The 23,804-nt window shown below is 71.7% G+C and carries 20 protein-coding genes; 12 read left to right on the top strand and 8 right to left on the bottom strand.

The features are described from left to right. Positions 1-209: 209 nt before the first annotated feature. The 4 genes from OG194_RS11265 to OG194_RS11250 are packed head-to-tail and all read left to right on the top strand — an operon-like array spanning position 210 to position 8,621. Positions 210-1,898 (top strand): TIGR02677 family protein, encoded by a 1,689-nt coding sequence (locus OG194_RS11265; RefSeq protein ID WP_327400735.1) that lies wholly within the window; start codon positions 210-212, stop codon positions 1,896-1,898. After that, positions 1,895-3,130, top strand: a complete 1,236-nt coding sequence (locus tag OG194_RS11260; protein WP_327400734.1) for a TIGR02678 family protein — start codon at positions 1,895-1,897, stop codon at positions 3,128-3,130. The genes OG194_RS11265 and OG194_RS11260 overlap by 4 nt, the downstream gene beginning before the upstream one ends. 8 nt (positions 3,131-3,138) lie before the next feature. Next, positions 3,139-7,350 carry a TIGR02680 family protein gene (locus OG194_RS11255; RefSeq protein ID WP_327400733.1) on the top strand — a complete coding sequence of 1,404 codons (4,212 nt, stop codon included), beginning with the start codon at positions 3,139-3,141 and terminating at the stop codon, positions 7,348-7,350. Next, the gene (locus OG194_RS11250) at positions 7,347-8,621 is read left to right on the top strand and encodes a TIGR02679 family protein (RefSeq protein ID WP_327400732.1); all 1,275 of its coding nucleotides are present in this window, start codon (positions 7,347-7,349) and stop codon (positions 8,619-8,621) included. Before OG194_RS11255 ends, OG194_RS11250 begins: the two co-directional genes overlap by 4 nt. 58 nt (positions 8,622-8,679) lie before the next feature. Here OG194_RS11250 and OG194_RS11245 read toward each other — a convergent pair whose 3' ends face one another. Both OG194_RS11245 and OG194_RS11240 read right to left on the bottom strand, forming a co-directional pair. Next, entirely contained in the window at positions 8,680-9,351 is a 672-nt protein-coding gene (locus OG194_RS11245) for a TetR/AcrR family transcriptional regulator (RefSeq protein WP_327400731.1), read from the bottom strand. Continuing rightward, on the bottom strand, positions 9,348-10,043 hold the full coding sequence (locus tag OG194_RS11240) for a DUF998 domain-containing protein (protein WP_327400729.1): 696 nt from the start codon (positions 10,041-10,043) through the stop codon (positions 9,348-9,350). Before OG194_RS11240 ends, OG194_RS11245 begins: the two co-directional genes overlap by 4 nt. A gap of 200 nt (positions 10,044-10,243) precedes the next feature. On the opposite strand from OG194_RS11240, the gene OG194_RS11235 reads away from it, so the two are divergent. The 4 genes from OG194_RS11235 to OG194_RS11220 all read left to right on the top strand — a co-directional run bounded on the left by OG194_RS11235 (position 10,244) and on the right by OG194_RS11220 (position 14,313). Continuing rightward, positions 10,244-10,825: a hypothetical protein gene (locus tag OG194_RS11235; RefSeq protein ID WP_327400728.1), complete on the top strand. Its 582-nt coding sequence runs from the start codon at positions 10,244-10,246 to the stop codon at positions 10,823-10,825. A 99-nt stretch (positions 10,826-10,924) separates the two neighbouring features. Continuing rightward, positions 10,925-11,635, top strand: a complete 711-nt coding sequence (locus tag OG194_RS11230; RefSeq protein WP_327400727.1) for an alpha/beta fold hydrolase — start codon at positions 10,925-10,927, stop codon at positions 11,633-11,635. A 95-nt stretch (positions 11,636-11,730) separates the two neighbouring features. Next, complete coding sequence (locus OG194_RS11225; RefSeq protein WP_327400726.1) at positions 11,731-13,137, top strand: carotenoid oxygenase family protein; 1,407 nt, start codon at positions 11,731-11,733, stop codon at positions 13,135-13,137. A 213-nt stretch (positions 13,138-13,350) separates the two neighbouring features. Then, positions 13,351-14,313: an RNA polymerase sigma factor gene (locus OG194_RS11220; RefSeq protein ID WP_327400725.1), complete on the top strand. Its 963-nt coding sequence runs from the start codon at positions 13,351-13,353 to the stop codon at positions 14,311-14,313. 8 nt (positions 14,314-14,321) lie between these two features. Here the strand turns inward: OG194_RS11220 and OG194_RS11215 are convergent, their stop codons facing one another. From OG194_RS11215 to OG194_RS11200, 4 genes are all read right to left on the bottom strand, one after another. After that, on the bottom strand, positions 14,322-14,918 hold the full coding sequence (locus OG194_RS11215) for a cysteine hydrolase family protein (protein WP_327400724.1): 597 nt from the start codon (positions 14,916-14,918) through the stop codon (positions 14,322-14,324). A gap of 44 nt (positions 14,919-14,962) precedes the next feature. Continuing rightward, entirely contained in the window at positions 14,963-16,384 is a 1,422-nt protein-coding gene (locus OG194_RS11210) for an MFS transporter (RefSeq protein ID WP_327400723.1), read from the bottom strand. Beyond that, positions 16,381-16,851, bottom strand: coding sequence for a MarR family winged helix-turn-helix transcriptional regulator (locus OG194_RS11205; RefSeq protein ID WP_327400722.1), 471 nt, complete (start codon positions 16,849-16,851; stop codon positions 16,381-16,383). Before OG194_RS11205 ends, OG194_RS11210 begins: the two co-directional genes overlap by 4 nt. A gap of 67 nt (positions 16,852-16,918) precedes the next feature. Next, positions 16,919-17,836 carry an alpha/beta hydrolase gene (locus OG194_RS11200; protein WP_327400721.1) on the bottom strand — a complete coding sequence of 306 codons (918 nt, stop codon included), beginning with the start codon at positions 17,834-17,836 and terminating at the stop codon, positions 16,919-16,921. Between the two features lie 155 nt (positions 17,837-17,991). Here OG194_RS11200 and OG194_RS11195 point away from each other — a divergent pair, with 155 nt between their 5' ends. Next, complete coding sequence (locus tag OG194_RS11195; protein ID WP_327400720.1) at positions 17,992-18,876, top strand: helix-turn-helix transcriptional regulator; 885 nt, start codon at positions 17,992-17,994, stop codon at positions 18,874-18,876. Positions 18,877-18,886: 10 nt separating this feature from the next. On the opposite strand, the gene OG194_RS11190 is transcribed toward OG194_RS11195, so the two are convergent. Together OG194_RS11190 and nac are read right to left on the bottom strand one after the other, a co-directional pair. Further along, positions 18,887-19,879, bottom strand: a complete 993-nt coding sequence (locus tag OG194_RS11190) for a 2-hydroxyacid dehydrogenase (protein WP_327400719.1) — start codon at positions 19,877-19,879, stop codon at positions 18,887-18,889. Positions 19,880-20,000: 121 nt separating this feature from the next. Beyond that, positions 20,001-20,915 carry a nitrogen assimilation transcriptional regulator NAC gene (gene nac, locus OG194_RS11185; protein WP_327400718.1) on the bottom strand — a complete coding sequence of 305 codons (915 nt, stop codon included), beginning with the start codon at positions 20,913-20,915 and terminating at the stop codon, positions 20,001-20,003. A gap of 308 nt (positions 20,916-21,223) precedes the next feature. Here nac and OG194_RS11180 point away from each other — a divergent pair, with 308 nt between their 5' ends. Genes OG194_RS11180 through OG194_RS11170 form a run of 3 tightly spaced genes read left to right on the top strand, consistent with a single transcriptional unit; the run spans position 21,224 to position 23,779 of the window. Continuing rightward, positions 21,224-22,003, top strand: coding sequence for a LamB/YcsF family protein (locus OG194_RS11180; RefSeq protein WP_327400717.1), 780 nt, complete (start codon positions 21,224-21,226; stop codon positions 22,001-22,003). A gap of 5 nt (positions 22,004-22,008) precedes the next feature. After that, the gene (locus tag OG194_RS11175) at positions 22,009-22,800 is read left to right on the top strand and encodes a 5-oxoprolinase subunit B family protein (protein ID WP_327400716.1); all 792 of its coding nucleotides are present in this window, start codon (positions 22,009-22,011) and stop codon (positions 22,798-22,800) included. Further along, the gene (locus OG194_RS11170) at positions 22,793-23,779 is read left to right on the top strand and encodes a biotin-dependent carboxyltransferase family protein (protein ID WP_327400715.1); all 987 of its coding nucleotides are present in this window, start codon (positions 22,793-22,795) and stop codon (positions 23,777-23,779) included. Before OG194_RS11175 ends, OG194_RS11170 begins: the two co-directional genes overlap by 8 nt. The last annotated feature ends 25 nt before the right edge of the window (positions 23,780-23,804 follow it).

The raw sequence follows: 23,804 nt of genomic DNA, 5'->3' as shown, positions 1-23,804 counted from the left end.
CGGTCGCCTGACGGCCACTTGTGTGACCTCGCCGACGAATTCCGGCCAGCGGTTGTTGAGGGACGCAGGTCAAGTCGGTGCCCTCCGGCTGATGGCGCTTCAGCGCTGAAGCGGTCCGTGGACTCGACGCTCTCTCCTCCTCGCCAGGACGGGCGAAAATCAGACATCACACGTGGTGAGCGGTGCCCGTCGGGGAGGATGGACCGACGATGACTGCCCAGACTCCCGGCCCGGACCCCGTCGACTACGCCCCCTTCGCCCACCTGACCGTCCCCAACGCAGCCCTCTACCGCCAGGTGATGCACGCCTTTCTCGTCGCCAAGGAGCGGTTCGCGGTGCATCTGCGGCCGGAGGACGTGTACGCCGTGCTGGACGCGGGGAGTCGGCCGGCTGATGTCGAGGCGGTGGTGAAGGCGCTGGACAGTCTGGTCAACTGGGGAAATCTGCGGGCCGATCCGGACACCGCGCGGGTGACGGCGGTCGAGGACTTCTACCGTAAGCGGTTCATCTACCAGCTCACGCGGGCCGGCGAGGCGGCCGAGGCGGCGCTGGGGACGTACGACGAGGTGTTGGGGCGGCGGGGCGAGCTCCAGGCGGTCGCCCTGCACGACATCGTCACGCAGTTGCGGGCGCTGCTCGTGATCGCTTCGGAGGACGAGCCGGACCCGGCCAAGGCGTACCTCGCCCTGGCTGTCCTGACGGCGCGTTTCACCGACCTCGCCGACAACGCCCGTGCCTTCATGGGGTCGCTCCAGCGCACCATCGACCTGCACGACATCGAGGTGGAGGCGTTCCTCGCGTACAAGGACCGGCTGATCCAGTACCTGGAGCGGTTCATCCAGGACCTCATCACGCTCGGTGGCCGGATCGCCCTGCTGATCGGGGAGTTGGAGGAACAGGGCAGGGTCGGGCCGCTGCTGCGACTCGCCGCCGCCCGCGAGGCTGCCGACGCCGCGCCCGAGGACGCCGAGCACGCGGAGTCCGTGGCGTACGAGAGGTGGGTCGGCCGGTGGTCCGGGCTCGCCCAGTGGTTCGTGTCGGCGGAGGGGCGTGAGTCGCAGGCCAGGCTGCTTCGTGGGCGGGCGCTCGGGTCGATTCCTCAACTGCTCGCTGTCGTTCGGCAGTTGAACGAGCGGCGGGCCGGGCGTTCCGATCGCTCGGCCGACTTCCGGGTGCTGGCGCGCTGGTTCGCCCAGGCGCCGGACGACGAGACGCGGCACCGGCTGTGGCGGGTGGCGTTCGGGCTGTACTCCTCCCGGCACCTCACCGTCGACGCCGACATCCTCGCCGAACGGGCGGCCGGGCCGGAGCCGGCCGCGACCCCGTGGGGTGAGGCGCGACCGCTGCGGATCAGTCCTCAGCTGCGCCGCACCGGCAGTTACGAACGGCGCGGCAAGCCGCGCAGGGTGGCGGACCGGGGCGAGGCGAAGCGCAGGCTCGCCGAGATCGCCGCACAGCAGGCGGGGCAGGCCAGAGAGGCGCGGGACCGTCTTGTGACAGGCGGGCCGGTGCGACTCTCCCGGCTGGGGGAACTCGACCCGCTCGCCTTCCAGTTGTTCCTGCGCCTGCTCGGTGACGCCCTCGCGGGCTGGCGGCCGGGCATGACGACCACCACGGCCACCAGCGGGGACGGCTCGATGGAGATCCGGCTGACCGTGCTCGGCGACGGCTCGACGGCTGAAGTCCGCACGCCCGACGGGGTGTTCACGGGACCCGACCACGTGATCGACATCGTCGACCTCGCTGCGGGAGAGGGCGGCGAGGCCGACATGCCCGCCGGACCGTTGCCCCACGTACCGGCCGAGCCGGGCACACGGAACGGGACCGGGTCCGTCCCCCGACAGGGCACCGCCTTCCAACCTTCCCCGCCCACCCGACAGTTGACGGAGGACCGATGACCGGCCCGCTGGCCGAAGTACTGGACGGCCAGCGCGGGGCCGACCTCCAACGGGCCGCGCGTGCCCTGCTGAAGGAGCCGCTGCTCACCGCCGACGGGCCGTACGCCGACGAGTTCCGGCTGGTGCGCCGGCACACCGCCGAACTGCGGGAGTGGTTCGAGCGCAACGTCGGCTGGACCCTGCGCACGGACTCCGACGCGGCACGGCTGCGCAAGACACCCGGCACCCTCACCGACGCCACACACCCGGCCCGCGAGGCCGCCCGGACCGCGCTGCCCTTCACGCGCCGCCGCTATGTCCTGCTGTGCCTGACGCTGGCCGCGCTGGAGCGGGGCGAGTCGCAGGTGGCACTCGGACGTCTCGCCGAACAGGTCGTCCTGGCCGCGGCCGATCCCGAACTCGTCGCCGCCGGGATCACGTTCACCCTGGAGCGGCGCGACGAGCGCCTCGACCTCGCGGCCGTCGTACGACTGCTGCTGCGGCTCGGGGTGCTGCGACGGGTGGCCGGCGACGAGGAGGCGTACGTCAGCGGATCGGGCGATGTGCTGTACGACGTGCGGCGGCGCGTGCTGGCCGGGATGCCGACGGCCCGGCGCGGCCCCTCCATGGTCGAGTCCCAGGGCTTCGAGGAACGCCTGGTGGAGATGACGGCGCAGACCGCCCTCGACAGCGACGAGCTCAGGTTCCGCGCGATCCGCTGGAAGCTGACCCGCCGTCTCCTCGACGACCCGGTGCTCTACTACGACGACCTGACCGACGACGAACTGGCCTACCTCACCCGGCAACGCGGCTTCATCACCGCGCGCATCGGCGAACTCACCGGACTGGTCGCCGAGGTGCGGGCCGAAGGCATCGCCATGGTCGACCCGTTGGACGACCTCACCGACGTACGCATGCCGGAACAGGGCACCCACGGTCACATCACCCTGCTGCTCGCGGGACACCTGGCGCGAGCCGCCCGGCCCGTCGAGTCGGCGGAGTTGGCAGCCCGAGTGCGCGAACTGGCCGTAGAACACGGTGGTTTCTGGTCGAAGTCGGCGCGAGAGCCGGGAGCGGAGCCCGAACTCGTGGAGCGGGCGCTGGCCAAGCTGGTGGCGCTGGGGCTGGCCGTGCGCACGGAGCGCGGTGTCCTGCCACGACCGGCTCTCGCGCGGTACGCGGTCGGTGAGCCCGTCGTCAGGGAACCGGGAGTCGCCCACCACCCGGACACGATCGTGACGGACGAAAGGTGAACCACGCCGTGACCGCGCTCCCCACCCCCGCCCCCGGGCGGTGGCGGCCCCTGCGGGTCGGGCTCGTCGACCTGTTCCACTACGACGTCGAGGAGTTCTGGTTCCGCGACGGCCGGTTGCTGCTGCGCGGCAACAACGGCACCGGCAAGTCGAAGGTGCTCGCTCTCACCCTGCCGTTCCTGCTGGACGGGGATCTCTCCGCCCGCCGCGTCGAGCCCGACGGTGACCCGGGCAAGCGGATGGAGTGGAATCTGCTCCTGGGCGGTGAACACCCGCATCCGGAACGGCTCGGCTACACCTGGATCGAGTTCGGACGGCTCGACGGGGCCACGGGCGAGCAGCACTTCCGTACGCTGCTCTGCGGGCTGAAGGCGGTCGCCGGACGAGGCATCGCCCGCCACTGGTTCGCGCTGACGGACCAGCGGATCGGCGCCGGACTCGACCTGGTGGACGCCACCGGTACGGCCCTGTCCCGGGACCGTCTCGCGGAGGCGGTCGGTGGCCGCGGCATGGTCTACGACACCGCGAAGACGTATCGCAGGGCCGTTGACGAGGCGCTCTTCGGTCTTGGCGAGCGGCGGTACGCGGCACTCGTCGACCTCCTGATCCAACTGCGCCAGCCGCAGCTGTCCAAGCGCCCCAACGAGGCTGCCCTGTCAAGGGCGTTGACGGAGGCGCTGCCGCCGATGGACCAGGCGGTCATCGCCGACGCGGCGGAGGCGTTCAGGTCACTGGACGAGGAGAAGGAGGAACTGCGCGCGGCGCGCGAGGCCGAGCAGGCGTCATCGGGATTCCTCGACCACTACCGGCGCTACGCCCGCATCGCCTCCCGCCGCAGGGCCCGCCTGCCCCGCAGCGAACACGCCCGCTACGAACACCTCCAGCGTGAACTCCTCACCGCGCAGGGCGACCGGGAACAGGCCGTGACGGACCGGAAGGAGGCCCAGGAGAGGGCGGTCGCGCTCGACGAGCGGGCCGCGCGACTGAGCGCCCAGGACGCCGCGCTGCGGACCGGGCCGGAGATGCGCGACGCCCGCGAACTCGACCGGGCGGCGGTCGAGGCCGCTCGCACGGCGGGGGAGGCGACGCGTGCCGAGGCGGACCGCCGGACGGCGTCGGAGGCACATACCCGAGCCCTGGGCCGGCTCGCCACCGCGGGCAATCGACTCACGGCCGCGCAGGAGGCGTTGGGCATCGTCCAGGGCCGCGTGGAGGAGAGTGCCGCGGCAGCCCGGCTCGATGTTCCCCGGACGCAGGGAGCCCCCGACGCGGTCCTGCGCCGGGAGGCCGACGAGGCGACGGCCCGCAGGCGGCGCGCGGTCGAGCATGTGGAGGAACTCGCCACGCGGGCCGAGCGGACCGAGGAGGTGCGCAGGGTCGCCCGGCTGCGCGCCGACGAGGCCGACGAGGAGGTCGTGCACAGCGGGGAGCGGCTGGCCGAGGCCGAGGAGGACGTCGCCGAGGCGGGCCGTGCGCTGGTCGTGGCTGTGAAGCAACACCTGTCCGGATGCGTGGAGTTGCGGGTGTCTGGGCTGCCCGGAATCCTCGACGCGGTGCAGGACTGGGTGAGCGGTCTCGACGGCCCTCACCCGGCGCGCACGGCGGCGGCCGCAACCCATCGTGCTCTCGCCTCCCAACTCGCCGACCGGGCAGCCGTTCTGGCCCACCGCGAGGTGGCACGGGCGGAACGGCAGCGGCTGGCGGCGGGGGAGTTGACCGCTCTCGAAACGGGCGGGCAGCGCGGTCCGTCGGCTCCGTACACCCGCACCTCCGACGTCCGGGACCGAGGTCTCGGCGCGCCGCTCTGGCGGCTCGTCGACTTCCGCCCCCACGTCACCGAGCCTGAACGTGCGGGACTGGAAGCCGCGTTGGAGGCGGCCGGGCTCCTCGACGCCTGGGTGCGGCCGGACGGTTCCGCGCTGGCGGCGGACGGCCACGACGTGCTGCTCGACCCGGTGGGCCCGCCCGGAAGAGGCGGCCTCGACCGCGCGCTGTGTCCGGCGGTCAATCACGCGGACGTGGGGGCCGCCGCCGTGGGGGAACAGACGGTCGGGCGTCTGCTCGCCGCGATCGGGCTGGCGGGAAAGAACGGTGACACGCCCGAAGACGCTTCCTGGGCGGTCGAGCACACCGACGCCACCTGGGTGTCCACGGACGGGAGTTACCGCGTCGGCGCGCTGACCGGAAGCTGGGCCAAGGACAGTGCCCAGTACGTGGGCGAGGGCGCACGGGAAAAGGCACGCCGTGCCCGGATCGGCGAACTGCGCACCGAACTCGGCGCGTTGGAGGCGGAGCGGCAGCAACTGGCCGATGCGTCGCGTGCGGTGGCCGAGCGCCGTGGCGTGCTCGACGCCGAACTCGCCGCGGTACCGGGCGACGACGACCTGCGCCGTGCCCACGCGCGCGTCACCGCCGCGGCCGACGCGGTGCACCGGGCCCGTACCCGGCAGAGCGACCGGGCCGCGGAACTGGCCCGGGCGGCCGGGGACGCAGACCGCGCGGCGGCCGAACTGGGCGAGGCGGCGGCCGACATGAACCTCCCCGCCGACCGGCCAGGACTGGCATCCGTGCGCCAGGCGCTCGCCGACCACACCGCGTTCCTCGCGGCGCTGTGGCCGGCCCTGCGTGAGCGCGCGGAGGCCGAGCACGCGGTCACCGGAGAAGAGGCGGAGACCGGCCGGGCCGAACTCCTCGTCGTCGAACTCGCGGAGCGCACGACAGAAGCCGTCCGCCTCGCCGCCGCCGCGGACGAACGCCTCACGACCCTCCGCTCCACCGTGGGAGCGGCCGTCGCCGAACTCCAGCGGCGCCTGGAGGAGACGGCGGCGGCCCTACGCGACTGCGAGGGCGAACAGCGGCGCGCCCGAACGGACTTCGGCGACGCGGACCGGCGCGCGAGCCACGCCGAGGGGCGCATCGAGCGACTCGGCGAGGACGTCACCGACGCGACCGCCGCCCGCGAGCGAGCCGTCATGGCTCTCCAGCGGTTCGTCTCGACGGGACTGCTGGCCGTCGCCCTTCCCGAGGCTGTCGTACCGGACAACGACGGCGGCACCTGGGCGGCGACCCCCGCCGTGAACCTCGCTCGCGCCATCGAGTCCCAGCTCTCCTCCACCGACGACTCCGACGCGGCCTGGGAACGCGTACAGAAGCGACTGAGCGAGGAGTTCGGCAGGCTTCAGGACGCGCTCTCCCGGCACGGCCACACCGCCACCGCCCGTCCGAGTGAGGACGGCATGCGGGTCGACATCGTCTACCAGGGCCGTGAACGGGCGGTCCCCGAACTCGCCGCGGCCCTCGCCACCGAGGTCGCCGAACTGACCCGCATCCTGTCCGCACACGAGCGCGAGATCCTTCAGACCCATCTGATCACCGAAGTCGCCGGCACACTCCAGGAGTTGATCGGCGCCGCCGAACGACAGGTGCGGGCCATGAACAGGGAACTGGAGGAGCGCCCGACCTCGACCGGCATGAAACTGCGGCTGGTGTGGCGCGCCTCCCGCCGGGCCCCACAGGGACTGGCGCAAGCCCGTGACCGGCTGCGACAGTCCGCCGACGCATGGTCGCCCGAGGACAGGGCCGCGGTCGGGGCGTTCCTCCAGGAGCAGATCGCGCGCCGGCAGGCCGACGACAGCGCCGGCAGCTGGCTGGAGGATCTCACCGCGGCCCTCGACTACCGGGCCTGGCACGAGTTCGGCGTCGAACGGCACCAGCACGGCAAGTGGGTACCGGCCGCGGGGCCCGCCTCGGGCGGTGAACGGGTGCTGGCCGCGTCCGTACCCCTCTTCGCCGCCGCGTCCTCCCACTACGCGAGCGCGGGTGGCGCCCACGCCCCACGTCTGGTCACCCTGGACGAGGCGTTCGCCGGAGTGGACGACGACTCCCGTGCCAAGTGTCTTGGTCTGCTACGGGCGTTCGACCTCGACGTCGTGATGACCAGCGAACGGGAATGGGCCTGCTACCCGCAGGTCCCCGGCATCGCCATCGCGCAGCTCTCCCGCGTCGACGACATCGCCGCCGTCCTGGTGACCCGGTGGGAGTGGGACGGCAGTGACCGACGGCGGGGCGCGGAGCCGGGCGGACCCGTGGAAGCGATGCCGGTGCCGGGCCAGGGCAACGGCCTTGACGAGACGGCCGGTTGGGCCGAGCGCCCGTCCGCCGGGCCGGGAGCCGCTGCCGCCGCGGACGACATCGGCGAACAGGAGTCCCTGTGGACATGAATCCTCCGGTGACTCCGTCCGCGACACCGCGGGCCGGCGAACAGATCGACGCCGAACGCCTCGGCCGGTTGCTCGGTGACCCGGGCCTCGCCTGGCTCGTGGAGCGCGTTCGGCAGCGGATGTCACGCGACCGGCCGCTCACCGGTCCGATCACCCTGGCCACCCCCGACGCATCCCAACGCCGGGCCGCGGAAGGCCTGTTGGGCCGGGTGCCACGTGCAGGTCGCTCCCTCACCGTCCGCCTCGACACGGTGGACGCGATCCTGCGCCGCTCCGGTGTCAGCGGCGCGGGGCTGGCCGCCGCGGTGGTGGCACTCACCGGCCCCGTCACCCTGCGCGCCGAGGAGCGGGACAGCCAGGAGCGCGCGTGGGAGCAGGCGTGCGCCCCGCTCGGCACCCTTGACGCCGCGCTGGCCGACTGGGCGGAGCGGATACGCAAGGACGGTCTCGTACGACGACTCGCCCGCACACCGGAAGCCGCCGGACCCATGGTGGACGCCGCCGTACGTGCGCTGCGCTCGCTGCCCGTCGTACCGCCGACGTCACGGGCGACCTTCGCCGCCCGGCATCTTTCGAACGCCCACGCCCTGGACGAGGGGACGCCGCTCGCCGCTCTCGTTCTGTCGGGACTGCGCTGCCTCACGGCGTTTCCCGACGGCGAGGGTGCCGAATGGCGACGCGAGGCCTGGGCGTCGGCGGGTCTGCTCAAGGACGACGTGTCATCGACCGTCCTGTCCCTCAACCTCCGGGGCACCCCCTCCCTGGACTGGATGGCCGATTCCGGTGAGCCCGCGGTCCTGACGCTGCGCTTCCTCACCCGCCGCACACCGGTTCCCGTCAGCGCGCCGACGGGAACCGTCCACGTGTGTGAGAATCCGGCGGTGCTGTCCGCCGCCGCCGACGCCTTCGGCCCGGCCTGTCCGCCCATGGTGTGCCTCCAGGGGCAACCCTCGGCCGCCGCGCTCACCCTGCTGCGAGGTCTCTCCGCCCAGGGAACCGACCTGCTCTATCACGGTGACTTCGACTGGGGTGGTGCGCGTATCGCCGTGACGCTGCGGCGAAGCGTCCCGTGGCGGCCGTGGCGCTACACGGCGGCCCACTATCGGGCGGCGGCGGCCAAGATGGCGGAGGCCCCGGCGCTGACGGGTTCGCCCGCCGAGACTCCGTGGGATCCGGCCCTGGCCGTCGCGCTCGCCGAACGGGGTGTTCGCGTCGAGGAAGAGGCGGTGCTCGACGATCTGCTGGCGGACTTGGAGACGCAGACTCGTTGAAGTGGGTGTGGCCGATGTCCGCGCTTCGGCGCCGTCGACGGGCCACTGCGCCGCACCCTCAGCCGCCTGCCCCCGGCTGCTCGCCCAACGGCTTCGGCCAACTCTCCAACAGCTGCTCGTCCGTCAACGCCGACGTACCGTCCGCCGTCGCCCCCTCCAGCCCGAACCCCACCATCAACACCTCCGCATACCGCCGCCAGGCATCCGGCGCGACCTCGTGCGTGCGGTCCGCGACCGCGCCGATCATGTTCAGGAAGGCGTACACGTCGGCGCTGGCGAAGTCCTTGCGGACGGCGCCCGCGGTCACCGCTCGTTCCGCCAGGCCGTCGACGAGGCGGCCCAGCCGGTCGCGGGTGCGGGCGACCGGGCCCGTGTCGACGCTCGCGTTGGCCAGGACGACCTCCAGGGCGCGGTCCTCGGAGCGCCACCGGGCCGCAGCCAGCAGGTAGTGCCGTAGGGCCTGGGCCGGGTCCGGCAGTTCCGCGGCCCTGGTCGCCAGGTCCAGGAACATCGTGAAGCGTTCCGTGAACAGGGCGTCCACCAGGGACTGGAGGTCCGGGAAGCGGCGGTAGACCGTGCCTACGCCGATCCCGGCCTCGCGGGCGATCTCGTTCAGGGGGACCGTCGCCCCCCGCCGGGCGAACAGGCGGTCGGCCGTCGTCATGATCAGGCGGCGGTTTCGTTCCGCGTCCGCTCGCAGCGGGCGTTGGTACGGGGTATCCGGGCTCACGCCGGGACATTCTCCGGCATCGTCGGCTCGGCGGCCCGGCGCGTCTGCCTGACCAGGAGGGATACGCCCGTCACGACGCTCCACAGCAGCCATGAGTAGACACCGCCCCGCTCGAAGATGCCGGCCGTGCTCGTCGAGACGCCCACGCCCGCCTCGCTCAGCAGACCCAGGGTGCCCACGGCGATGCTGAACACGCGGTACGCGCGCGGCAGTCGGAGGCTCTTCAGCGCGCCCGCCATGATCACGATCGTGTTCGCGCACAGGATGGCGACCGACGCGCCCCCGACGTGCAGCCCCAGGCTGTAGCTCGCGCCGTTCGCGGAGCCGTGGAACAGGCCGACCAGCAGGAAGCCCACCGCGTGCGCGCCCGCCAGGGCGATGACCACGCGGCGTACGCGGCCCGTGAGCAGGGGCACCGCCAGCAGGATCACCCCGGCGGCGAACAGGATCCCCTGGACGATGAACGACGTGTTCATCAGCGTGTGATCCGGTGAGCAGATGACGCGGTCCTGGAACTTCGTGCCGCAGTCCGTGACGCCCAGGTCGCTGATGTAGTTCGTGGCGTAGCTGTACGGCGGGGTGGCCCAGGCGCCGGCGGCGACCGCCTCGGACACCACCCACTGCACCGCGTTCAGCACCAGGACGGCGGCCCCCAGGGGCAACCACTTCTTGCGGGACATCTCGGTTCCCATTACAGCTCCCATCACCACTCCCATCACCGGTCCTCTCGACAGGTCGTGCTCACCACCCTACATTAAGTGGATAGATCTATCCGGTTAGCGATCGCGAGTGCTCGCCAGTCGTGTGATTGGCATCACATTGAGAGGTTCGAACTTCGAGGGCCGCCGTGCATCTAGTCGGCGTCCACTCCCATCCACCGAGGAAACAATCAATGTTGGCTTATCTGCCCGGATTCGCCCCCTGGATCGTCGCCGGCGTCCTCTCGTCCTTCGACTGGCGCTGGGGCGCGCTCGGCGGTCTCGTCACGGGGCTGCTGATGATGCTGAACGACCGTCGCCGCGGGATCGGCTTCGACGCGCTCGTCCTGGAGATCAGCACCCTCGCGTACTTCGTCGTGATCGGCGCCGTCTCCGTGGCCAGGCCGGACTCCTCGCTGTCCGGCCACACCGACGTCATCTCGTTCGTCTGGCTGGCCGCCACCGCGTGGGGCAGCCTGGTGGTCTGGAGCCCCTTCACGCTGGGGATCGCCAAGCGGCAGACACCCCGCGAGTACTGGGACACGCCGGGATTCCTCCAGGTCAACAACTACATCACCAGCGCCTGGGGAGCCGGCTTCACCTTCATCGCCGTCAGTCTGGCCGTCGCGGGCGCGGTGGACGCTCCGGCCTGGGTGGGCATCACCGCCCATGTCGTCGGGCTCGTCGGCCCCGCGATCTTCACCAAGGTCTACCCCGCCCGGGTCCAGGCCCGGCTCATGGCGCTGGCCCAGCCGCCGGTGACGGCCGTTCCATAGTCCCAAAGGCGGGCAACTCCCGTCCCTGTCGCACGACTTCGAGAACCTTCAGGACCTATCGGCACCAGAACACTCACCCCACGAAGGAGTTGGCGCATCGTGAGCACCACACCGGAAGCAGCCGCGGCGAAGAACGTCGTCCTCGTACATGGCGGATTCGTCGACGGATCGGGCTGGCGGGGCGTCTACGACGCACTCCGCGCCGACGGTCACCACGTGAGCATCGTCCAGAACCCCACGCTGTCGCTCGAAGGCGACGTCGCCACGACCAAACGGGTCCTCGACGCCCAGGACGGCCCGACCGTACTCGTCGGACACTCCTACGGCGGCGCGGTGATCACCGAGGCCGGCACCCACGAGAACGTGTCGGCGCTCGTGTACATCACGGCGTTCGCGCCCGACAAGGGCGAGTCGGTGAACACCCTCATCGCCGACCCGCCGCCCGGCGCTCCCGTTCCGCCGATCCTGCCGCCCGTCGACGGGTTCCTCTTCCTCGACCGGGAGAAGTTCGCCGCGTCCTTCGCCGGGGACCTGCCCGACGCCGACGCACAGTTCCTCGCGGACTCCCAAGTCCCTTGGGGCGTAGAGGCGTTGGCGGGCGCGGTCACCGAACCCGCCTGGGGGACCAAGCCGAGCTACTACCTCGTCGCCACCGACGACCGCATGATCCCGCCGCCCGCCCAGCGCCTCATGGCCGAGCGGGCCGGCGCGACCGTCGCCGAGACCGGCGGCAGCCACGCCGTGTACGTGTCCAAGCCCGACGAGGTCGCCGCGTTCATCAAGAAGGCGGCCTCGGGCACCACCGCCTGAGCCGCCCGAACCCTCTCCGCCGCCGCGCGGCCAACTCCGGCCCGGACCAGAGGTGTTCGGGCGCGCGGAGCCACAGAACCTCTAAGGAAAACAGCATGACGAACGAGACCGACACACCTGCCCCCCTCTACCTCCAGGGCCGCTTCGCACCGGTCCCCGAGGAGTACACCGCCGCCGAACTCACCGTACGGGGCACCCTCCCGCCCGACCTGGACGGCCGCTATCTGCGCAACGGCCCCAACCCGCTGCCCGGCGAGGACCGGGGCCACTGGTTCACCGGCCCCGGCATGCTGCACGGCATCCGGCTGCGCGGCGGCCGTGCCGAGTGGTACCGCAACAGGTGGGTCAAGACCAGGGAGTTGGAAGGTCACCCCTTCGTCCGCGAGGACTTCAGCGTCGACCTCGCCGCGGTGCCCGCCAACACCCATGTGATCCGGCACGCCGACACCGTCCTCGCCCTGTGCGAGGTCGGCCTGCCCTACTGGGTCACCCCGGAGCTGGAGACCGTCGGCCCGTACGACTTCGGCGGGAAGCTGACCACCGCGATGACCGCGCATCCCAAGGAGGACCCGGTCACCGGTGAACTGCACCTGTTCGGGACCGGGTTCGCGCCGCCCTACCTCACCTACCACCGGGTCACCCCGGAGGGCGAGTTGCTCGACAGCCGGCCGATCGACGTGCCCGGGCCGACGATGATGCACGACTTCGCCATCACCGAGAACCACATCGTGTGGATGGACCTGCCCGTCGTCTTCGACCACACCCTGGCCGGGCGCGGCGGCATGCCGTACCGGTGGGCCGAGGCGTACGGCGCGCGGATCGGGATCATGTCCCGCGAGCACGGTTCCACCGACGTGCGCTGGTTCGACGTCGACCCCTGCTACGTCTTCCATGTGGGCAACGCCTACGAGGACGCGCAGGGGCGTGTGGTGCTGGACGCGGTGCGCTACGACGACGCCGGGTTCCGGAAGGTCTGGGGCGACATCGGCGGACCCACCGGCGCGAGTGTCCCCAGCGTGGCGAACGGTCAGGTCGGGGTGCGCGAACCGGGCCACACCCAGGCCCCCTCCGTCCTGTACCGGTGGACCCTGGACCCGGTGGCCGGCCGGGTCACCGAGACCCAACTCGACGACCGCGAGGCCGAGTTCCCCACCCACAACGAGACCCTCACCGGGCGCCGGAACCGCTACCTCTACACGGTCAACGGCGACGGCATCGCCAAGCACGACCTGGAGCGCCAGACCGGGGACGTCCACAAGACACCCGGCAGCCGCTACTCCGGCGAGGCCGTCTTCGTACCGGCGTCCGACGGCACCGACGAGGACGCGGGCTGGCTCATGTCGCTCGTCTCGGACGACAACGGCACGGCCGGTGAACTCCTCGTCCTCGACGCCGGCGACCTCTCCGTGCAGGCGGTCGTGGAACTGCCGTACCCCGTCCCGTCCGGCTTCCACGGCAGCTGGCTGCCCGAGCCCGGGCCCGGGTCGGCCGAACAGGGCTGATACCGGGGCGGGTTGACCGACGGGTTGACCGATCCGGCCGAGGGGGCCCGACGAGGAGCCGTAGCGGCGTATCTTCGTCGACAAGGGTCCCCTCGGTCCGACATGTGGGGTCCATCTCCTGTTCATCGGCGGGTGGGAGAAGTGGGTCCCCGGAGCATGAGCCCAACTCCCCGGAGTGGCCCAGGGCTTGTGATGTGTGCGCATGGAGGCTTCATGGTGTCCCTCGACCACCCCACGGATGAGGAACTCACCCTCAGGGCCCAGGCCGGCGAGTCCGACGCCCTGGGCTTGTTGCTGACGCGCCATCAGGCGCCCATGCGTGCCGTCGCGTTGAGCCTGCTCGGCTACGGCCCCGACGCCGAGGACGCCGTACAGGACGCCGCGTTGACCGCGCTGCGGCGCATCGGTGACGTGCGGGAACCTGCCGCCGTGGGGGCGTGGTTGCGGGCGATCGTGCGGAACGCGGCCCGGATGCGGCTGCGGGCCGTGCGGGAGGTGCCGGGTCTCGACGCGCTGGAACAGTTGCGGGTGCGGGAGGACGAGCCCTCGCATCCGGAGCGGGTCGTCGAGCAGCACGCGATGCGGGACTGGATCTGGGACGCGGTGGCGGAACTGCCGCAGCAGCAGCGGCTGGTGCTGATGCTGCGGCACTTCAGCGGGATCACCTCGTACCAGGAGATCGCCGAGGTCTGCGAGGTGCCGGTCGGCACCGTGCGCAGCCGGCTCAACCAGGCCCGGGCGAAAATGGCCAAGGTGCTGCTGTCGACCGCGGCCGGGGGCCACGACGACGCCTCCGCGCTCACCGAGGACAGCCGGCAGGAGGCCGAGGTCACGCTGGACGGCGCCATGCGCGGCCAACTGCCGCCGGAGATCCTGGAGTTGTGGCCCGCGGAGACCGAACTCGTCGGCGTCCTCAACAAGGACGGCGGACGCCGCCACCCCTTCCCGGCGATGCGCAGCACCCGGGACAAGGGCGTGACCCAGCATCTGCGCCATGTCGTGGCCAGCCGGGACATCGCCATCTGGGAGATGGAGGTCGTCAACCCCGCCGGTATCCCCGACCCCTGCCCGCCCACCCTGGCCTGGCTGATGTTCCGCCAGGGCGGGCGGGTGCGGAAACTCCGCGTGGTCTTCCCCGGGACGCCGCCTGGGACGCCGCCCGGGGCACCGGCGTGAGCCCTGTGTCAGGCGGAGCGCAGCAGCTGTCGTAGGACCGTGGTGTCGATGACGTGGGCCCGGGACGGGAACACCTTCTCGACCAGCACCCGGTGGGTCTCGGCGTCGGGGTCGGCGACGCCGTCGGACAGGACGAAGACGCGGTAGTCGCGGTCGGCCGCGTCGATGACCGTGGACAGGACGACGCCGCTGGTGCTGATGCCGGCGAGCACCAGGGTGTCGATGCCGCGGTCGCTCAACCGCTCGTGGAGATCGGTGGTCGAGCCCGAGCCGTAGCGGATCTTGCGGACGACGATGTCGCCGTCCTCGGGCGTGATCCGCCCGTCGATCTGCGTGGCGTCGTCCTCGTGGTGCAGCATCTTCGCCGCTGCCAGCGCGCTGAAGGACTTGTTGGTGTCCGGGACCGCCGACCAGTCGTCCTCGGTGAAGGCGACGCGGACGTAGCCGATGGCGCCGCCGGCCGCGCGGACCTCGGCGATGGTGTCCTTGACCCGCTCGACGAGGGCGTCGGAGTCGGGGGCGACGGGGACGATCCCGTTCTGGAAGTCCATGACCAGCAGGGCGGTGCGCTCGGGGGTGATCGTGGGGAGGGAGGGGGTGCTCACGCGAGGTTCTCCTTGGTGGGGTTCTGCATAGGGGAGTTGGTCGGTCAGGTGGTCGTGGTGGTGCGGCCCATCAGGCGGCGGTCCAGGACGGTCAGGAGGAGGACCGCGAGGCCCGCGCCGACCAGGACGAGGCCGAGGATGTGCAGGCCGTGGTCGGTCACGCCGGTGCGGAAGACGATGCCGCCGATCACGGCGGAGGTGATCGTCCCGAGGTAGCCGAAGGTCCTGAACAGGCCGGAGGCGGTGCCTATTTGGGCGGGCGGCGCCTCCAGGTAGAGGGCGGTCTGGTTGCCGACGGTGGTGGTGGCCGAGACGACGCCGAAGATCAGGGACACCAGCACGATCGTGATCACCGGGCCGTGCGAGCTGAGCAGCATGATCCCGGCCGAGCCGATCAGCATGGACACCGCCGAGACGATCAGCGGGCCGCGGATCAGATTGCGGCGGGCGAGCGGGCGCGAGAGGAGTGCGGAGACGGCGCCCATCGGGAGCAGCAGGAGTCCCGCCGTCACGGTGGAGAAGCCGTGCGCGGCCTCCATCCACTGCGTGACGCCGTACATCACGGTGTAGGTGCCGAGCAGGGAGAGCGCCTGGCGCAGATAGGTGCGGGTCAGGGCGCCGTTGGCGGCGAGGCCGCGGAAGTCGAAGAACGGTGCCGGCTTGCGCAGCTCCCACCAGACCGTGGGCACCGCGGCCAGAACGAAGACGGCGAGCGCGGTCCACCCGAGGTGGGGGAGGCCCATCAGGAAGATGACCAGCGCGCTCATCGACACGGCGAAGCCGATGATGCCGGGGAGGTCGATCCGGTCGGCGACCCTGCGGAAACCGTTGTCCGCGCGGTCCAGCGGCGGGTCCTTGGGCAGCCAGCGCACGGCCATCACCATCGCGGCCAGCGTCACCGGGATGTTGATCAGGAACGCCCAGCGCCAGCCCGCCGCGCCGACCAGGAGTCCGCCGATGGGCGGGCCGATGGCGGCGGTGGCCATGCCCGCGATCGCGATCCCGCCCAGCACCGCGCCCGGCGGGGCGTCGAGACCGGCGTCCTGGGCGCGGCGCCGGATCAGCACCATCGCGCAGGGGAACGCGGCCGAGGTGCCGATGCCGACCAGTACCCGGGCCACGGTCAGCATCGCCAGATTCCGGCCGAGGCCGCCGACGACCCCGCCGAGCAGCACCAGGACGATGCCGAACAGGAAGACCCGGCGCGCGCCGAGCACCTCCGCGAGCTTGCCCGCGGTGGGCTGCGCCACCGCGCTGGCCAGGTAGAGCGAGGAGACGAGGACGGCGGTGCTGCCGACCGCGACATGCAGCTCGGTGGCGATCGGCACCAGCGCGGTCGCGATGATGGAGCTGTTGACCGGGTTGAGCCCGGCGCCCACATAGAGCGGGGTCGTGAAGGTCCACGCGAAGGGCTTGCGCACGAGATCGCGCGCCGGGCCGGTGGCCTTGCCGGTGTCGGTCCTCATATGCCGCCGCCGTTCAGCTCGGCCGTGGCGAACCGCTCCAGCAACTCGATGGCCTTCTCCACGTCCGCGCGCTCGTCCGGGGCCACCAACTGGTCGATGGCCCGCGCCAGGAAGGAGGCGCGTCCGGTGAGCAGCTTGTCGATCAGCTCGGTCGCGGACGCGTCGGCGCTCATCAGCTTCTTGCGGCCGTCCCGCTCGTCGGGCGCGCTGTGCACCAGCCCGGCGGCCTTCAATACCGCCAGGCTCTGCGCGATGGACTGCGCGCTGACCCGCTCCAGCGCGGCCAGCCGTGCCGCGGTGACGGGCCCCTCCCGTACGACACTCGCCAGCACGCCGAGCTGCGTCGGGGTCAGGCCGGTCGCATGCTGCCCAGACTCCGTGCGCAGCCGTGCGCGCAGCCGGATGATCGCGTCGTTGAGCCGCTGCGCGGTCGCGACGGACTGCTGTGGCGCGGGGTTCGTGGTCATGGTCCCAATGTAGAACTACACAAGTAACTTTGCCAAGTTACTTGTGTAGTTTTCCCTGTCTACTGAATCACACCGCCAAGTGCGCGGCGAAGAAGTCGTCCAGCTTCTCCACAGCGGGCGTCACGTACTCGTCCCTGTCGTACAGATCGACGTGCGAAGCGCCCTCGATCCACGCCAACTCCTTTGTCCCGTACGCCTTTTGGTACGCCTCCACGCTCATCCAGGACGTCACCGCCTCGCGCCCGACGATCAGCAGCAGCGGTCGCGGGGCGATCAGCGCGACGGACGCGAACGTGTCGAAGGCGGCGATGTGGTCGACGCTCGTCCAGGTCAGGGACTTGGCCGAGCGGGGGTGCCGGGCGCGCGGAGTGCAGTAGTACTCCCAGCCCTCATAGACATGCTGGCCGCCCGCGCGCGCCTCCTCCTCGGTGGCGGGGAAGACCGGGAACAGCTGGACGTCCGCGCCCTGGGCCTCGGCGGTACGGGCCGCGGAGGCGGCGGCCAGCATGCCCGCCACGACGGCCGGGTCCTGGGCGCCGTCCGCGCCGAGCCGGAACTGCCGTGACATGTCTACGGCGCTGACCGTGCCCACGGCCCGGATGCGCGGGTCGGTCGCGGTCGCCGCCAGGGCGTAGCCGCCGGAGGCGCAGATGCCGAGCGCCCCGATGCGGCCCGGGTCGACCTCGTCGAGGGTGCCGAGGAAGGAGACGGCGGCCTTGAGGTCCTCGACCCGCTGGCCCGGATCCTCCAGGCTGCGCGGCTCGCCCTCGCTCTCGCCCTGGTGGGCGGCGTCGAAGGCGAGCGTGACGAACCCGCGCTCGGCCAGCAGGCGGGCGTACAGACCGGAGGCCTGTTCCTTCACCCCGGTGCCGGGATGCCCGACCACGATCGCGGGACGCGGCACCCCCGGCGTCCCCCCGTCCGGGGTGTAGAGGTGACCGGCGAGCTTCAGGCCGGCACTGAGGAAGGTGACATCGGTACGCATGGGATGCACTCCAGTCGGAGGTGGGGGAGGAGACGGAAGCCGGTCTACGGCCAGGCCCCCACCGTCACTCCACCCCACCCGGCGCCACCAGGGACGGCTCTGCCTATGCGGTTCTGTACCAGGCACGCCCCCGCCGACCCGAGGACACTGGAGCCATGGCAGACCGTGACGCGCCGCCCCCCGCCGGCCCCGCCGGCAACGAACTGGGCGACTTCCTGCGCGCCCGCCGCGCGGGCCGCGACCCGCGGCAGGCGGGCTTCCCCGACGACGGCCGACTGCGGCGCGTGCCCGGGCTGCGCAGGGAGGAACTGGCGTATCTCGCGCACGTGAGCGTCGACTACATCGTCCGCCTGGAACAGGGCCGTACCCGCCGGGGTTCCCGAGCCGTCCTGGACGCCCTGGCCGACGCGCTGCACCTCGCCCGGGACGAGCGTGCCTACCTCTTCACGCTGGCCGAGGTCGCGCCGGGAGCGTCCACCCGTCCGCCCGGCCGCTCCGAAGTCGCCCCGCGGCTACGGCAGTTGCTGGACACCATGCACGACGTCCCGGCGATGGTGCTGCACCGGGGCATGGACGTCCTCGCCTGGAACCGCGCGGCCACGGCACTGCTCACCGACTTCGGCGCCGTGCCCCCGGCCGAGCGCAACCTGATCCGGCTCACGTTCCTCGATGCCGACTTCCGGGCGCTGTACGCGGATTGGCCCCGGGCCGCCCGCGAGTGCGTGGCCGTGCTGCGCATGGAGGCGGGCCGCACCCCGCACGACCCGGCACTTGACACTCTGATCGCCGAACTCGCCGCCCGTGACCCGGACTTCCGCACCTGGTGGGCCGAACATCAGGTACGCGGTCCGCGGCAGCTCACCAAGACGTACGTCCATCCGGTCGCCGGTGAACTCACCCTCGATGTGCAGCAGTTCACCGTCGACACGCACCCGGACCAGTTCCTCGTCGCGTACACGGCCCCACCGGACTCGCCCTCGCAGGACGCGCTGCGGTTCCTGTTGCAGTGGGCCGGTCTCAGCAGCAGTCCAGCGGGGTGAACCGGCGCGTTCAGTTGCCGACCGGCGCGCCCGCCACCGCCGAACTCCCGGGCAGGGGCGTACGAGCGGGCCGTTCGGCCAGCACGTCGAGGATGTTGTCCACCGCCAGGTAGACCATCGCGGCCCGGGTCGCCTCGGTCGCCGAGCCGATGTGCGGCAGCGTGACGATGTTCGGCTCGGCCACCAGCGGGGACAACTCCGTACCCATCGGCTCCCGTTCGAAGACATCGAGCCCGGCGGAGTGCAGCCGCCCCTCACGGACGGCGTCCAACAAGGCCTCTTCGTCCACGACCCCGCCGCGCGAGGTGCTGACCAGCGTGGCCGTGGGCTTCATCGCGGCCAGTTCGCGGGCCGAGATCAGATGGCGAGTCTCGTCCGTGAGCGGCACGTGCAGCGACACGACGTCGGAGTCGGCGAGCAGCGCGGCCAGGCCCACCGAGGTCGACAGGTCGTCGTCGGGCGCGTACGGGTCGTGGTGGATCACGCGCATCCCGAAACCGTGGGCGCGGCGGGCGACCGCGCGGCCGATCTGGCCGTAGCCGACCAGGCCGAGGGTGGCTCCGTGGACGTCCAGGCCGAGGTAGTCGTGCATCCGGAACAGTCCCCAGGAGCCGTCCGCGAGGCTCGCGGAGGCCGCGCCGAGGCGGCGGCGGGCGGCGAGGATCAGCGCGAAGGTGAGGTCGGCGGTGGTCTCGGCGAGCACGCGGGGCGTGTGCGTGACGACGATGCCGCGCTCGGCGGCGGCGACGCGGTCGACGTTGTCGAAGCCCATGCTGGCCAGCGCGATGACGCGCAGCGAGGGGCCCGCCGCGTCCATGAGGGCGGCGTCCACGGGGTCGTTGCCGAGGGCCAGCACACCGCTCACGCCGGGGGCCAGCGCGGCGAGGTCGGCGGGTTCGGGCTTGGCGGCACCGGGCCAGGCCACCAACTCCGCGCTCTCGGAGAGGCGTTGCAGGCCTTCGCCGGGCAGGATTTCACGGGTGGCGAGGACACGATTCTTCATGTTCTTCTCCAGTGACGAGCCGCGTACAGCCATGTACAGCCGTGCATTACCGGCCGGGCGGATTATTCGAAAGACGCTAGCCGCGGCGGTCACCGGAGACAAATAGCGGATTCGTGTGACGCTATTGGTCGTCCTTATTCCTGTCGGTGTCGATCAGCTCCAGGAACAGATCGTGCACGGCCAGCGCGGGCTCCGAGAGCGGCTGATTGTCCGAGGTGACCACGGAGAGTTTCACCGTGATGACAGGTTCCACGATCCGCCGCACGGACAGCTCGCGGACGTCGAGGATGGCCCGCGCCGCCGACCACGGCAGGACCGTCGCGCCGATGCCCGCGTCCACGGCGTTGACCAGAGTCAGCGCGGACTCGACCTCGCCCACCACGTTCAGCCGGAGCGAGGCCTGCTGGAAGGCGGCGTCCACGACCTGCCGGATCGTGTGGATACGGCTGGGCAGCAGCAGGGGCAGGCTCGCGAGCTCCGCCAGCCGCACCTCGCCCTTCCCCGACGGTGCCGTGTCGCCGGGCGCGCCGATCAGGTACAGGTCCTCGGTGCGGACGGGCTCGAACTGGACACCCCGGAGCGGCCCGGCGCCGTAGATGAAGGCCATGTCCATGCGGCCCGTCATGATCGCCTCGCTGATCACGCCGCCGAAGTTCTCGTTGATGTGCAGCAGGATGTCCGGGTAGCGCTCGCGGACGCTCTTCAGGAGGGGTAGCGCGAGGGCCGCGCCCAGGCTGTACGGGGCGAGGCCGACCGAGACGCTGCCCGCGGGGGCCCGGCCGGAGACGTCGACGGCGGCCTGGGCGAGGTCCACCTGGCGGAGGATGAGCTGGGCGTGCAGGTACAGGGCGCGGCCCGCCTCGGTCGGGGCGACCCCGCGTTTGCTGCGGATCAGCAGCTGCTGCCCGAACTGTGCCTCCAGGGCGGACAGCTGCTGGCTCAGCGCCGGCTGGGCGATGTGCAGGATGTCGGCCGCGCGCGTGATGCTCCCCGCGTCGATGATCTTGATGAACGAGTAGAGACGCCTGGTGTCCATTGCGCGGGGCCTTCCAGATGGAGCGAAGCCTCATCGTAGGGAGGGATCAGCCCGAAGCACAGCCCAGGTGGGCGGGGGGTGTGAGGGGAGTCATAGCCGTTCGCGATAACGCCAGACCGAACGCATATTGGCGATCACGCGACCGGCGGAATAAGTTGAGCGGAACATCCAGTCCGGAACATTCAGACCGGAACACCCGCCCCGGAACATTCTCCGTTCCCGGTGTCACGAAGACGTGCTGGCAGCTGTCATCCAGAATTCCCCGCCCCGGAATTCCCCCTTTCCGGCATTCCCTCCCGGAGGACGTCATGACTCCCATGGTTGATCTCGTCGCCGATCTCGGCGAGGGATTCGGCGCCTACACAATGGGCGACGACGCCGCCCTTCTGGAGTTGCTGACGTCCGCCAATGTCGCCTGCGGATTCCACGCCGGTGATCCACGCATCATGGACGCGACCGTGCGGACGTGCGTGGAGAAGCAGGTCGCCGTGGGCGCCCACCCGAGCTTTCCCGACCTGGTCGGCTTCGGCCGCCGCGCGATGGACCTCACGCCGGAGGAGGTCCGCACGGACGTGCTCTACCAGATCGGCGCCCTCCAGGCCTTCGCCGTCGCCTACGGCACCCGGGTGCACCACGTCGCCCCGCACGGCCGCCTCGGCAACCTGGTCGCCGTCCGCGCCGACTACGCCCGCGCCGTCGTGGACGCCGTGGCCGCCCTGGACGAGTCGCTGATCGTCCTCGCGCAGGACGGCGAGCTGGCCGACGCGGCCCGCGCCCGTGGCCTGCGCGTCGGCATCGTCGGCATCGCCGACCGCGCCTACCGCGCCGACGGCACGCTCGTGCCCCGCTCCGAACCCGGCGCCGTGATCCACGACCCCGACGAGGTCGCCCGACGCACCCTGCGCATGGTCACCGAGGGCGTCATCCGCAGCGTCGACGACACGGACATCCAAGTCGCCTGCGACACCGTCCTGTTGCACGGCGACAGCCCCGGCGCGATCGCCCTCGCCGCGCGCATCCGCGAGCAACTCCTCGCCGCCGGGGTCGAGATCACCTCCCTCGACAAAGTCCTGAGCGGCAAGGAGTGACTGACATGAACAGCCTCCTCGCGGACAGCCCTGTCGTGAACGGGCCCACTGCAAAAGCCAGTTACGGCACCGCCCACGTGACCATCGCCGACTGCGGCGACTCCGCCCTGGTCGCCAAGGCCGTGGGCCTCGCCGCCGAACCGGCCTGGCAGCTCGTCCACGCCCTCGCCGCCGCCCTGAACGCCGTCCAACTGACCGGCGTCCACGACGTGGTGCCCACCTACGACGCCCTGCTCGTCGAGTTCGACTGCGCCGCCACCGACCACGACACGGTCCGCCGCGTCCTGGCCCACGAGGCGGCCCGCCTCGGCCCGCACCCCGCGCCCACCACACCCCCGCGCCACTTCGTCGTCCCCGTCGTCTACGGCGGCGAGTACGGCCCCGACCTCCCCGAGGTCGCCGCCCAACTCGGCCTGACCGAGGGCGAGATCATCGCCCTGCACTCCGGCTCCGACCTCACCGTGCGCTGCCTCGGCGCACCCGCCGGAGCCCCGATGACGGACGGCCCGCCCTTCCCGAAACCGGTACCGCGCCTCGCCTCCCCCCGCACCAAGGTCGCCCCCGGTTCGGTCGCGGTAGCCGGACGCCAGGCCGTCATCTGCCCGATGCCCTCACCCGGCGGCTGGCCGCTCCTGGGCCGCACCCCGGTACGCGTCCTCGACCTGCACAGCGACCCGATCACCGCGTACCGCCCCGGCGACACCTTCCGCTTCCGGCCGATCGAGCCCCAACAGTGGGACGACTACGCCGACTTGAGCCTCGCGGACTGTACGGACCCGGCGGTGCGCCATGGCTGACACCCTCACCGTCCGCACCCCCGGCATCGTCACCGTCCAGGACCTCGGCCGCGTCGGCCGCTCCCGCTACGGGCTGCCCGCCAACGGAGCCGCCGACCAGCACTCGGCGCGCGTCGCCAACGTCCTGTGCGGCAACCACGACCGTGCCCCGCTGCTGGAGATCACCGCCCTGGACTTCGCGTGCGTCCCCTCGGGCGACATCCTGATCGCGGTGACCGGCGCCCCGGCCGACGTAACGGTGGACGGAGTCGTACGTCCGCAATGGGAACCCATCCCCGTCAGGGCAGGCGAAACCATTCGCGTGACCGGCATCCACAGGGGCCTCCGCGTCTACCTGGCCGTACTCGGCTCGTTCGAGGCCGACTACCTCCAGGGCAGCTGCGCCCCCGACACGATCCTCGGCTTCGGCCCCGCTCTGAGCGCCGGTGACGAACTCACCCTGCGCACGGCCTGCCCGCCGATCGACCACCCCTTCTCGCGGATCCCGCTGTTCCGCCTGAAGGCGCCGGTCCCTCCGTTCCCCACCAGCTGGACCATCGACGTCACCGACGGCCCCGACCGGGCCGAGTTCGGCGACACGGGCCGGCGCCTGTTCGACGCCCCCTTCACGGTCACCCCGCGAAGCAACCACATCGGCCTGCGCCTCCAGGGCGCGGTACCCCGCCGTGTCACCCAGGGCGAGGTCCTCTCCCGCGGCGTCCCCATCGGCGCAGTAGAAGTACCCGCGGGAGACGAACTCCTCGTCCTGCACCGCGGCCGCGGCGTCACGGCCGGCTACCCCGTCCTCGCCGTGGTCACCGCCACCGGCCTCTCCGCCCTGGCCCAGGTCCGCCCCGGCCAGACCATCCACTTCCGCCACCGCACCCTCACCGAGGCGGTAACCGCCCACCGAGCCCAACGCCAAGCGATAGACGCCCTGAGAACCAGAGTCCACACGGCTTTCGAGGCCCTACGCATCCGCGCCCCCGCACCTGCTTAACACGGGCCCGCTCAAGAAGGGGCGC

Source organism: Streptomyces sp. NBC_01288 (assembly GCF_035982055.1).
Lineage (GTDB): Bacteria > Actinomycetota > Actinomycetes > Streptomycetales > Streptomycetaceae > Streptomyces.
The sequence above is the reverse complement of the archived record's forward strand: the minus strand, read 5'-3'. Positions and strand labels throughout refer to the sequence as shown.